A 12051-nucleotide genomic window follows, 5' to 3' on the forward strand; every position below is an offset into this window, starting at 1 on the left:
GCAACATAAGGCAGTATCGCGAGGAGGCGGCCCGATGGGCGCACAAGAGATGCATCCGGATCCGGACCAGGGCCGGGCCGGAAATTCGGCTGCTCCGGTGGGGATAGTTGTGGGGGTGGATGGTTCCGACCACGGCCAGTGCGCTTTGGTGTGGGCAGCCCGGGAAGCCGAGCGCCGCCGTCGGCCGTTGCATATTGTCACCGCGTATTCAGTGCCGATCTTTGCGGCGTCCGGGCTGGACGGCGGGTACGCCACCGTGGATGATTCGGTGATCCGCGAGGGCGCTGAAGCGATCGTCAAGCAGGCGCTGGACAAGGTTTCGGGCTACAACATTGAAGTTGACGGCTCCGTGGAGAACGGCGACGCTTCAGGCGTGCTCCTGGAAATGTCCGAGACAGCCGATCTGCTGGTGTTCGGCACCCGCGGCCGCGGCGGATTTGTGGGACGCCTGCTGGGCTCGGTGAGCAGCGCCCTGCCGGCTCACGCCAAGTGCCCCACGGTCACGGTGCCGCTGGTGTGTTCGGACCGGCTGGGCGAAACCACGGAAGATAAACGCATCAGGGCCGAGCAGGCCAAGCCAGGGCACAAGCAAGTCGAGAATGTTGTCGTGGTGGGCGTGGACGGGTCCGAACAGGCGCGCATCGCCGTGCTGGAGGCTGCGGACCAGGCTGAACGGCTCGGGGCAACCCTGCGGGTGATCTGTGCGGTGCCGCAGTTCAGCGGCTCGCTGGCCTGGGTTCCGGCCCCCATGGACCGCAAAGCCCTCTTCGATGACATCCGGGTCCAACTTAACGCCGGGATGGCCTGGCTCAAAAGCCACTACCCCAACCTTCCCATGGAGTCGGAACTGCTGGACGGTTCGGCCGTGGATGTTCTCGTGGAGGCCAGCCGGCACGTAGAACTGGTGGTTGTGGGCACCCGGGGCCGTGGCGGGTTCACCGGCATGCTCCTGGGCTCCACGTCCGGCGGCGTGCTCCACCACGCCAAGAGCCCGGTCCTGGTGGTTCCGGACCGCGACGATCCGCGGCTGGCGGACCGGGCGCAATTCGGACCGATCCCCGGCGCAGCCTGACCCATCACCTTCGCAGCAGGAGGCATGAAAACGCCTGACACCGGCAGTTCGTCTCCCATCCTCGGATTGGAGGCGGTTACCGCAGCAATGGTTCCCCTGGTGGGTGGCAAAGCGGCCAACCTGGGGGAGCTGCTCGCCGCCGGGCTGCCTGTGCCCGACGGATTCTGCCTCACCACGGAGGCGTACCGCGAGGCGACGGCCGCGGGCCACGCGCATCGAACGGACGGCCTGCTCGCCGAGGTCCACACTGCTCTTCAGGCAACGCCCGACGGCGACCTCCCCGCCCTGGCTGCGCTGGCGTCCCGGGCCCGGGGTATCATCCAAACCGCTCCGGTCCCCACCGAGGTGGCCTCCGCCGTCGAACAGGCCTATGCAGCCCTGGGGGACAACGTTCCGGTGGCCGTCCGGTCCTCAGCCACTGCGGAGGACCTTCCGTCGGCGAGTTTCGCCGGCCAGCAGGACACTTATCTGAACGTGGTGGGCGCTGCCGCCGTCGTGGAAGCCGTGCGCAAATGCTGGGCCTCGCTCTGGTCGGACCGGGCGGTCAGCTACCGGGCAAGCCGGGGGATCGACCCGGCCGTGGTGGCGCTGGCCGTGGTGGTCCAGCGGATGGTGGACGCCACCGCCGCCGGTGTGCTTTTCACCGCGAAGCCGCTGACCGGCCGCCGGAAGCAGGCCGTGATCGATGCCAGCCGGGGCTTGGGGGAAGCGGTGGTGTCCGGGGCTGTGAACCCGGACCATTTCGTCGTTGACCCACTCACAGGGCGCGTGTTGGAACGCCGGCTTGGGGACAAGCGGATCGCGGTCCGGCCCATTCCCGGTGGCGGCACGCGGACTCTGGCCATCAGCAACGGCGGCGCCGCGGCGTGCCTGACGGACAAGCAGGCCGCCGAACTTGCAGCCCTAGGCCACCGGGTGGAGGGCCACTTTGGCTCGCCGCAGGACATTGAATGGGCCATTGCCGGCGATGGTCATTTCTGGCTGACCCAATCGCGGCCCATCACCACGCTGTTCCCCGTCCCGCAGCGCGCCGCCGGGGTGGGCACTGCCGCCGGCGGGGAGGGCACGCGCGTTTACCTTTGCTTCAGCCTGGCGCAGGGCCTGACCCGACCCATCACGCCCATGGGCCTGGCAGCCTTCCGGCTTATTGCCTCCTCGGTGGCCCGCGCGGCGCAGTTCGATGTGCCCGAGCCGCGCAGGGGTCCGTCCCCTTACGCAGCGGCGGGGCAACGCATCTACCTCGACCTGACCGCCGTAGCCCGCAGCACCACCGGCCGGCGGATCATCCCGCGCGTCTTTGACGTGATGGAAGCCCGCTCGGCCACGGTGCTGCGCAGGGTTTTCGAGGACCCGCGGTTTTCCGTGACGCGCAGGACGCCGCTGGGCTTGCTGCGGCACGTGGTCCCGGCGGCGGTGCATGCCAGGGTGCCGGAGACGCTGCTTCGGGCCGTTTTCCGCCCGGACGCAGCCCTCCGCAGGACCAACCGCCGGGCGCGCGAGTTCGCCGACTCCCTCGAACCGCCCGCGGGCCTCACCCCGCTGCAGCGCCTGGACCACGCCGAACACGTACTCGGTACGCGCATCTTCTCGGTAGTGCCGTCCATCCTGCCGCTCCCGGCGCTCGGTTTCGCCTCCCTGGCGCTCGCCGGAAAACTGCTCGGCGGCGGCCGGTGGGATGACCTGCAGGTGGTGCTCCGCGGGCTGCCCAACAACGTCACCACGGAAATGGACCTGGAGCTGTGGCGGCTCGCCCAGGTGATTAAGAACGACGGCGGTTCCCGCGCCGCCGTGACGGACCGGACACCCGCCGAGCTGGCCGAAGACTTCCGCGCGGGCCGGCTGCCCGCGGTGCTGCAGTCCGGGCTGGCGCGGTTTATGGGCCGGTACGGTCACCGGGCGGTGGCCGAGATCGATGTTGGCATGCCGCGCTGGTCTGATGATCCCACCCACATCCTGGGTGTCCTGGCCAACTTTCTCCGGCTCCAGGGTTCCGCGCTGGCGCCGGATGTCCAGTTCAGCAACGCCGCCGAGGAAGCGGACGCCTGCGTTGACCGCCTCGTCGCGGAGGCGCGGAGCCGCGGCCGGCTGCGCGGAACGGTGGTCCGGGCCGCACTGCGTCGGGCCAGGCTGTTCGCCGGGCTGCGCGAGCTGCCCAAGTACCAGCTGGTGGTGGGCCTCGCCGAAGTGCGGAAGCAACTGGCCTTGGCCGGCGCGGCGCTGGCTGCGGCAGGGGTGGTAGCCGACGCGGATGACGTCTTCTTCCTGGACCTGGATGAAGCCAGGGCCGGCCTCGATTCGGGAGCAGCCCGCCCCGCCGGAAAAGCTGACCTCCGGGACCTGGTGGCGCAGCGGCGTGCGGACTACGCCGTGGAACTTGAACGGCGCCACATACCCCGGGTGCTGCTGTCGGACGGCACGGAGCCGGAAGCCATTCCCGTGGCCGGCGCTGCGGCGGCATCCAAGGTGCCGGGGGCACTGAGCGGGAGCCCGGCGTCGGCCGGTGTTGTCACAGCGGCCGCCCGTGTGATCCTGGACCCGGTGGGTGCGCATCTGGAACCGGGAGAAATCCTGGTGGCGCCGTCAACGGACCCCGGCTGGACGCCGTTGTTCCTCACCGCGGGCGGACTGGTGATGGAGATGGGCGGACCAAATTCGCACGGGGCCGTGGTGGCGCGGGAGTACGGCATCCCGGCGGTGGTGGGCGTCCCGGACGCCACGCTCCGGCTCTTCACCGGGCAGGAAATAACGGTCGACGGCGGCGCCGGAACCGTGGTGCCGTCGTAGCCGGAGTGCCCCTCGCCATGACTTCCCGAAGGGGACGTGTGCGGCGGCGGTCCCCAGGCGTAACCTGAAGTATGGGCTCCAAGGATGAAGCGGGGCTGGCATGAACCGCGCATGGCTGCGCTGGGTGCCTGCCGCAGCTGTACCTGCAGTGATCGCCGCCGGTGTGCTGGTGGGATCCATTCCGGCGCGGGCCGGCGATCCGCTGCCACAAAAGTCTCCGGCTGAGGTGCTGACCCTCCTGGGCCAGCACAATTCCAGGTCATTCTCCGGAACAGTCCGGCAGTCCGCCGAGCTGGGCCTGCCCGAGCTGCCGGCCGCCGGTCCCAGCTCCGGACCGGTGTCGGCCGGCGGGGCCGCGTCGGTCCTGGAGTTCCTGACCGGCGAGCACACCGCCCGGATCTTTATGGACGGGCCAACCAGGATGCGGGTCCAAGTGATGGACCGGCTCGCTGAACGCGATGTCATCCGGCGCGACAACGACGTGTGGTTCTACAACTCCAAGGACAACAGCGCCTCCCACCTGGCCCTGCCGGCGTTCGCCAGCGACCTGCCGCTGCCTGTGCCCGGAGTTCCCGCCCTGCCTGAACCTCCCGCCCAGCCTGAACCTCCCGCACTGCCTGAACCTCCCGCCCTGCCGGGCCGGGACCTGCCCGCGCCCGTTCTGCCTATGCCAATCCTGCCCGGCGAGAACCTGCCGGGCCCGCCCGTAATGCCGACGCCCGAGGAGCTGGCCAGGAAATTCCTCGCCGTCGTGGACAGTTCCACCGAGGTCACGGTGGGCGCTGATGCCCAAGTCGCCGGCCGGTCCGCTTACAGCCTGACACTGGCGCCAAGGACGCAGGGAACACTGCTTGAGAAGGTTGTCATCGCCGTCGACGGCGAGACAGGAATGCCGCTGCGCGTAACTGTGATGGCACGCGGCCAGGCGGAACCGGCCTTTGAGGCCGGCTTCACCAGCCTGTCCCTGGCGGCTCCGGACGATTCCGTGTTTACGTTTGTTGCCCCGCCGGGCGCCACGGTCAAAGAGCTGCCGGTGCCGCCGGTCCCGTATATGCCCGGCAGGCCACCCCTCCCGCCCAGTCCCGGTGGGACGACGCCCGGCGTTGTTCCAGACAGCGGCCCGGACCAGCCCACCGCGCCGGACGAGGTTCCTTCGGATGCGGTTCCGCCGGAACAGCTCCCAGCCCCGCCGAAGCAGCTTCCCGCCCCGGATAAGGTTCCCGGCAGCGACGCCAGCCTGCGGCACCGTGATGCACCCCGGCCAACAGTGATCGGCAAGGGCTGGGAAACGGTGATCGGGTTCCCCGCGGCACCCGGCGGGCAAGGGGCTGCCTGGACTGAATCCTTGCTGAAGGATCCGCTCTTGTCCCAGGCCGCCGTCGTCGTTCCCGGCGGACGGCTCCTGTCCACGGCACTGGTCAACGTCCTCCTGACGGACGACGGCAGGATCTTTGTAGGGATGGTTCCGGCGGAGCGGCTGCAGGCCGCCGCCGGCGCGGCGTGACCGTGGCCGGGGGGACGGCTGCCGCCGGGATAGCCGCGGCCCGGACCCCTTCCGCAGGGAATGGGACAGCCGGGCTGACCATCGAGACCCAAGGCCTGACCAAGCGTTTCGGCCACCAGCTGGCGGTCGACAACGTGGACCTCGCAGTTCCCCACGGCGCCGTGTTCGGGTTCCTGGGCCCCAACGGCTCGGGCAAAACCACCACCATCCGGATGCTGCTGGGCCTTGCCGCGGCGTCGGCCGGAACCGTCAGCGTCCTGGGCCTGCAGATGCCGCAGCGCCTGGATGAGGTCCTGCCGCGCGTCGGTGCGCTGGTGGAGGGGCCGGCGTTTTATCCGTTCCTTTCCGGTACCGCCAACCTGCACCGCCTGGATTCCGCCAGCCGGCATGCGGCGCCCGCTACCCGGACCGCCCGCGTTGCTGCCGCGCTTGAGCGGGTGGGCCTTTCACACGCCGCCGGCAAGCGGGTCCACGCCTACTCCCTGGGCATGAAGCAGCGGCTGGGGATCGCCAACGCGTTGCTGTCGCCGCGGGAACTGCTGGTGCTCGATGAGCCCACCAACGGGCTGGACCCGCAGGGAACGCGGGAAGTGCGGAGCCTGGTCCGGTCGCTGGCCGCCGACGGCGCCACCGTCTTCGTCTCCAGCCACCTTTTGGCAGAAGTGGAACAGATCTGCACGCACGCGGCCATCATGAGCGCCGGGCGGCTGGTGGCCCAGGGGCCTCTGGCGGAGCTCCGCCAGGCCGGTGAGACCCGGATCCGCCTGCTAACGCCCGACGCCGGGACGGCCAGTGAGGTCCTGCTGCGGTTGGGCATGTCCCCGGAGAGAAGCCCGGAGGCCGGAACGCCTGAACCGGACGGGGACGTGCTGACCGCCGTCGCGGCTGCGTCGCGGCTGGCGGCCCCGGAGGACATTGTGGCGGAGCTCGTGGCGGCCGGGGTGCGGGTGCGGGGCTTTTCCGTTGAGCGGGAGAGCCTGGAGGAGCGCTTTGTGGCGCTGACGGGGGAGGGGTTCGACATTGCCCAATAGTGCTTCCGACGCCGGTAGTTTCCCTTCAGCCAGCAGCGTTCCTGATGCCCGCAGTGGTTCTGAGGCCAGCAGCGGCTCCGTGCTCAGGAGCGCTCCAGGTGCGCCGTCGTCGAGCCTGTCCCTGCTGGCGTCTGAGCTGAAGACGCTGTTCCGGCGTCGCCGGACCGTGGCCATGCTGCTGGCACTTGCCGCGATACCGGTGCTGATCGCCGTCGCCGTCCGGCTCTCGTCCTCCGTTCCTCCCGGAAGGGGGCCGGCCTTCCTGGACCGGATCAGCCAGAACGGGCTGTTTGTCGCGGTCACGGCGATGCTGGTCTCGGTGCCGCTGTTCCTGCCCCTGACCATTGGCGTGGTGGCGGGCGATACCATCGCCGGCGAGGCCAGCCTGGGCACACTGCGGTACCTGTTGGTGGCGCCCGCCGGGCGCGTGCGCCTGCTGCTGGTGAAGTACGCGGGAGCGCTGGCGTTCTGCCTGGCCGCCCCCGTCACCGTTGCGCTGGCCGGGGCAGCGGTCGGAGCTTCGCTGTTCCCTGTTGGGCCGGTGACGCTCCTGTCCGGCGACGTTGTCCAACCCCCTGAGGCCGCACTGCGGCTGGTCCTGATTGCTGCCTACCTTGCGGTGTCCCTGGCAGGACTCTCGGCGATCGGCCTGTTCCTGTCCACCCTGACGGTGGTCCCGGTGGGCGCCATGGCCGCCACTGTAGTGCTGTCAGTGGTCTCGCAGGTCCTGGACCAATTGCCGCAGTTGGAATGGCTGCACCCTTGGCTGTTTACGCATTACTGGTTCGGCTTCGCGGATGTCCTGCGCCAGCCAGTGCTGTGGGACTCTTTTGCCAGCAACGCGCTGCTGCAAGCGGGCTACATCGCCGTGTTCGGGGCGCTCGCCTATGGCCGGTTCGTCACCAAGGACGTTCTGTCCTGAGCCTGAATGCCCTGAGCCTGAATGCCCTGCGCCTGGAATCCCGGGCCGGAGCCCCGCCCCGGTCAGTAGCGGGCTGCGTAAGGGTGGAGCTGCATCCCTGCCATCCAGCTCAACTGGGTCACGCCGATGCCCTCGTCCGGATTCAGCGCCTGCACCACTTGGCCGTTTCCCAGGTAGATTGCCACGTGATAAAAGCCCGGTGCTGAGCCCCAGACCAGCAGATCGCCGCGCCGTGCCTGGGAGATCGGTACGTGAACGGGAGCTGCCGCGTACTGCTGCGCGGCGGTGCGCGGCAGGTACTTGCCCGCGGCGGCGAACGCCGTTTGCACGAGGCCGGAGCAGTCAAAGCCGTTGGGGCCGGTGCCGCCGTACTCGTAGAAGTATGGTGCCCCCACCTTGGACGTCGCCACGGAGATGGCAGTCTCGTTGGAACCGCCCGGCGCTGGGGCCGGGGCCGGGGTTGGTGCAGGCGCTGGTGATGGCGCTGGGGCCGGCGCAGGCGCAGGCGCGGGTGCGGGTGCTGGAGCCGGGGCTGGTGCAGGGGCTGGTGCCGGGGCGGGAGCTGGCGCCGGTGCTGGAACTGGAGCGGGTGCCGCCGGCAGGGTCCCGCCGGCGGCCGGTCCGGCTGCGGTCCGGCCTGGCGCTGCTTGGGCCGCAGCCTGATCAGCAGCCGCGGTCAGTTCGGCGAGCCTGGCCTCTTCGCGCTGCCTGTCCAAGGCGTCAATGCGTGCCGATTCGAGGGCCACTGTGGTGTTCCGCAGCTGGGCGAGCTGATCCACGAGGATTGTCCGCTGCGCCGCGGCGTCGGCTACGGCCTTGGCCTGGGTGGCGTTGGCCTGTTCGGCCTCTTCCTTGCGGGCTTGTGCCTTCTGGGCGGCGTCGTCAGCGGCCCGGTTGGCGTCGTCGGCGGCCGCCGTCAGGGACTGAGCCGCGGACGCTGCGGAGGCGGCTGCTTCGAAGGCGCGGCTCCGGCTGGCCGAAATGGCTTCGAGCGTTGCGGCCTGGTGCAAAGCTTCGGCATTGCCGCTGACGAAGGTGCCCAGCGTCGGGTTCAGCCCGCCGTTGCGGTAGAGGTCGCCGGCGAGCTGGCCTACCTGCTTCCGGGTCCTGTCCTGCTCGTCCTTCGCAGCGGTGGCCGTGGCCGTGGCCACGTCCGCAGCCGTCCTGCGGTCCTGCAGTTCCACCAGGGCGTCGCCGTAGGCGTTGTTGGCTTGCAGTGATAAGGCAAACGTGGCTTGCCGGGCGCTGGTGGCGTCGGCCAGGAGGCGCTCGATGACGGCGACCTGATCCGCCGTCGCGCGTTCACTCGCCTTGGCTGTGGCGATGTCCTCCGGGGTGGGAAGTTCCGGCGACGCCGGACGCTGAACTGTTGGAGCCTGCGGTAGCGGCGCTGCCTGGGCGGGGAGGGTCATGGTGCCGAAAAGTACGACGGCGGTGCACAGTACGGCGGCCTTCAGGCCGGATCCGGTCAAACCCATTCGCAGAACCTCGCACACGGTAAGGCTGGGGGAGCGAGGTCTGGTGGCGGCACAAGGAGCCCCTCTGCTGATCTCCCAGCAGTCCGAGGCTACGTGAGCGTGTGCACTTTGGCAACACTGGTCACATCAATAACATAATCAACAAGAGTACGATTCCGGCACATCCGGACCGGCGTGTCGCGGAATCGGCTCCGGTCCCCAGGGCCCTGCTTACTAGGCGTGCTGGCGCGATTCGTGCTCCGAGTGGCTGGCGGGTTCCAGCTGGAAAGTGCAGTGCTCGGTGTCAAAGTGGGAGCCCAGGCAGGTGGTGAGCTTGTCCAGGAGCTGGTCGGCGCCGCGGGCATTCAGGACGCCGTCCTCCACCACCACATGGGCCGAAAACACCGGCACGCCGGACGTGATGGTCCAGATGTGGATGTCATGGACGTCAACCACTCCTTCAACGCTGAGGATGTGTTCGCGGATCATCTGCACTTCCACGCCTTTGGGGGTTGCCTCCAACAGGACGTCCACCACATCCCGCAGCAGGCTCCAGGCCCGGGGCAGGATCATCAGGGCGATGAGCACGGAGGCGATCGTATCGGCGGCCTGGTAGCCGGTGAACATGATGACCAGGGCAGCCACGATGACGGCGACTGACCCCAGCAGGTCACCCAGCACCTCAAGGTAGGCACCCCGGACGTTCAGGCTGTCCTGGTGTGCGCCGCGTAAAATCAGCAGCGAGACCAGGTTTGCCACCGCGCCCAGGACGGCGGCGAAGAGCATGATGTCGGTGTGGACCTCGGGCGCGGAGCCGATCCTGCGGATGGCCTCGGTGAAGATGACCACCGAGATGACAACCAGGATCAACGCGTTGGCCAGGGCGGCCAGGACCTCGGCACGCTGGTAGCCGTAGGTCCGCAGGTCACTCGCCGGGCGTCCGGCGATCCAGGCCGCCAGGAGCGCGATGGTCACGCCGGCCGCGTCGGAGAGCATGTGGCCGGCATCAGCCAGCAGGGCCAATGATCCGGACAGTACCGCGCCGATGACCTGGACCACCACCACCGCAAGGGTGATGGTCAGGACGGCGATGAGCCGTTTGCGGTGCCGGCCCGTTGCCGTGATCCCGTGTGTGTGGCTGTGGTCGTGTCCCATGCCTACAAGGCTAGTCCCAGCCGAGCTCGTGCAGCCGCCGGTCGTCGATGCCGAAGTGGTGGGCGATCTCGTGCACCACCGTCACAGCCACCTCCTGGATCACCTCGTCCCGGGACCCGCAGATGTCCAGTATGGGCTGGCGGAAGATGGTGATCCGGTCCGGCAGCGAACCGGCATCCCACCATGAATCCCGTTCAGTCAAGGGAACGCCCTCATATAGGCCCAGCAGAACGGTGTCCGGGTCCTCGCCCGGGCCGGGCACGTAGTCGTCCTCGACAAACACCGCCACGTTGTCCATGGCGGCCGCAAGCTTGGCGGGGATCAGGCCCAGGGCATCCGTGACGGCGGCTTCGAAATCGTCAGCGGACATCTCGAACGGACCGGACTCTTGCGGGCCATCCGGGATGATGGGCAGGCCGGGCGGCAGGTTGACGGGCATATGCAGACTCTAGTCCGCCGCCGGGTTGGCGCGCATACTGATACCCGTCCCTGACCGCCTGTAAGGAGCCGGATGTCACTCCGCCATCGCCTTTTTGCCGCCATGTACGACACATTGTCGGCCTCTCTGGAGCGCCGGGAACTGGCTCCGCGCCGGGCGCGGCTGCTCTCCGCGCTGGACGGAACCGTGGTGGACGTCGGCGCTGGCACCGGGGCCAACCTGCGGCACTTCCGCCACGCTGACCGGGTCATCCTCGTGGAACCGGACCCCTACATGCGGGCCAGATTGCGGGCACGCCTTTGGGAGTCGCCCGTTCCGGTGGAGGTTTCCGACGCCGATGCGGAGCACCTGCCGCTGCCGGACGGCGCGGCGGACACCGTGGTGTTCACCCTGGTGCTGTGCTCGGTGCCGGATCAGCGGCTTGCCCTGATGGAGGCGCGCAGGGTGCTCAAACCCGGAGGTACCCTCGCGATGCTGGAGCATGTCCGCGGACAGGGCCGGGCGGCCCGCTGGCAAGACAGGCTGGACGGTCTGTGGGGCCGCTGCGTGGCGCCCGGGTGCCACATCAACCGGAACACGGTGGCATCCATCGGCGAGGCCGGGTTTGATTTCACGGAAGTCAGCAGGTTGGAGGCCCCGGCTGTTGCCCTGGCCACGCCGATCATCGCGGGTACGGCAGTGAAGCGATCGGAACGCTGAGGGCCCCTACCGGGACCTGCGGCGCGTCAGGCCCACACCCACCAGGCAGACCACCCCGCCCACGAGGCCCAGCACGGCGGGGACTTCGCTGAGGACCAGCCAGGAGATCAGGATGGTGGTGCCCGGCACCAGGTAGGTGGTGGCCGCCAGTTTTCCGGCGTCAATCAGGGACAGTGCGTAGGCCCAGGTAGTGAAGGCGATGGCGGTGGGGAAGACGCCCAGATACACCAGGCCCAGTGTTGCCGGCAGCGGGGCCGACTGCAGCTCGGACACCAGCTGGCCGCTGAAGGGCAGGCAGCAGACCGCCCCCACCATGATGCCGAACCAGGTGGCCTGGCCCGCCGGGAACTTCCGCAACACCGGCTTCTGGATGATGACGCTGACGGCGGCGAGCACGGCGGCAAGGAGGCAGAGCAGCACGCCCGCCACATCCGCCGTCGAACGTTCCCCGGAACCTGAGCCGGATCCGAGGGCGATCAGCGCCACCCCGCCGAACGCCACGAGGCTCCCGATAATCAGCCAGCGCGGGAAGCCCTCCTTCAGGAAGAAGCCGGCCATGATGGCAACGAGGATGGGGTTGACGTTGATCAGCAGCGCGGCGGTCCCGGCGTCCAGCAGGTGTTCCGCCGCGTTCAGGGCCACGTTGTAGCCGCCGAACCACATCACGCCGTACCCCAGGATGGGCCACCATTCGCGGCCTTGCGGCAGCACTCTGCTCTTGGCCAGCTGCGGCAGCACCAGTGCACCGAGCACGACGGCGGCAACCGCCAGCCTGCCCAGGGTCAGGGATCCGGGGGAGAAGGTGGGGCCGATGGCCCGGATCCCCACGAACGCCGAAGCCCAGAGCACCACGGTGACCACCACGGCGGCGACGCCGAGCGCATTTGTTCGGCCAGGTGGTGGGCGAAGCGGCGTTGTTGTTGCGGCGCGGGGAGGGGTGCTTGAAGCCATGCTGCCAATCTATCCCCGCGGCGACCCCGGCAGCTGG

10 protein-coding genes are annotated in these 12051 nt (G+C 69.1%); 6 read left to right on the top strand and 4 right to left on the bottom strand.

What is annotated here, in order from left to right; genetic code table 11:
* The first annotated feature begins 34 nt into the window (after positions 1 to 34).
* The 5 genes from NFC73_RS14325 (at position 35) to NFC73_RS14345 (ending at position 7313) form a co-directional block, all read left to right on the top strand.
* Positions 35 to 1072 (top strand): universal stress protein, encoded by a 1038-nt coding sequence (locus NFC73_RS14325; protein WP_254751271.1) that lies wholly within the window; start codon positions 35 to 37, stop codon positions 1070 to 1072.
* A gap of 24 nt (positions 1073 to 1096) precedes the next feature.
* Positions 1097 to 3856, top strand: coding sequence for a PEP/pyruvate-binding domain-containing protein (locus NFC73_RS14330; protein ID WP_254751272.1), 2760 nt, complete (start codon positions 1097 to 1099; stop codon positions 3854 to 3856).
* Positions 3857 to 3956: 100 nt separating this feature from the next.
* On the top strand, positions 3957 to 5360 hold the full coding sequence (locus NFC73_RS14335; RefSeq protein WP_254751273.1) for a LolA family protein: 1404 nt from the start codon (positions 3957 to 3959) through the stop codon (positions 5358 to 5360).
* A gap of 74 nt (positions 5361 to 5434) precedes the next feature.
* Positions 5435 to 6391: an ABC transporter ATP-binding protein gene (locus NFC73_RS14340; protein ID WP_254751425.1), complete on the top strand. Its 957-nt coding sequence runs from the start codon at positions 5435 to 5437 to the stop codon at positions 6389 to 6391.
* Positions 6392 to 6470: 79 nt separating this feature from the next.
* Positions 6471 to 7313 carry an ABC transporter permease gene (locus NFC73_RS14345; RefSeq protein ID WP_254751274.1) on the top strand — a complete coding sequence of 281 codons (843 nt, stop codon included), beginning with the start codon at positions 6471 to 6473 and terminating at the stop codon, positions 7311 to 7313.
* 62 nt (positions 7314 to 7375) lie between these two features.
* On the opposite strand, the gene NFC73_RS14350 is transcribed toward NFC73_RS14345, so the two are convergent.
* The 3 genes from NFC73_RS14350 to NFC73_RS14360 all read right to left on the bottom strand — a co-directional run bounded on the left by NFC73_RS14350 (position 7376) and on the right by NFC73_RS14360 (position 10364).
* On the bottom strand, positions 7376 to 8791 hold the full coding sequence (locus tag NFC73_RS14350; RefSeq protein WP_254751276.1) for a C40 family peptidase: 1416 nt from the start codon (positions 8789 to 8791) through the stop codon (positions 7376 to 7378).
* Between the two features lie 213 nt (positions 8792 to 9004).
* Positions 9005 to 9925, bottom strand: coding sequence for a cation diffusion facilitator family transporter (locus NFC73_RS14355; protein ID WP_254751278.1), 921 nt, complete (start codon positions 9923 to 9925; stop codon positions 9005 to 9007).
* Positions 9926 to 9935: 10 nt separating this feature from the next.
* Complete coding sequence (locus NFC73_RS14360) at positions 9936 to 10364, bottom strand: metallopeptidase family protein (protein WP_056348808.1); 429 nt, start codon at positions 10362 to 10364, stop codon at positions 9936 to 9938.
* A gap of 72 nt (positions 10365 to 10436) precedes the next feature.
* Here NFC73_RS14360 and NFC73_RS14365 point away from each other — a divergent pair, with 72 nt between their 5' ends.
* Positions 10437 to 11063: a class I SAM-dependent methyltransferase gene (locus tag NFC73_RS14365; protein ID WP_254751279.1), complete on the top strand. Its 627-nt coding sequence runs from the start codon at positions 10437 to 10439 to the stop codon at positions 11061 to 11063.
* 6 nt (positions 11064 to 11069) lie between these two features.
* Here the strand turns inward: NFC73_RS14365 and NFC73_RS14370 are convergent, their stop codons facing one another.
* Positions 11070 to 12014 (bottom strand): DMT family transporter, encoded by a 945-nt coding sequence (locus tag NFC73_RS14370; protein WP_248763038.1) that lies wholly within the window; start codon positions 12012 to 12014, stop codon positions 11070 to 11072.
* Positions 12015 to 12051 lie beyond the last annotated feature (37 nt).

Origin of the sequence: Pseudarthrobacter humi, from assembly GCF_024294965.1 — a bacterium.
GTDB classification, from domain to species: domain Bacteria; phylum Actinomycetota; class Actinomycetes; order Actinomycetales; family Micrococcaceae; genus Arthrobacter; species Arthrobacter humi.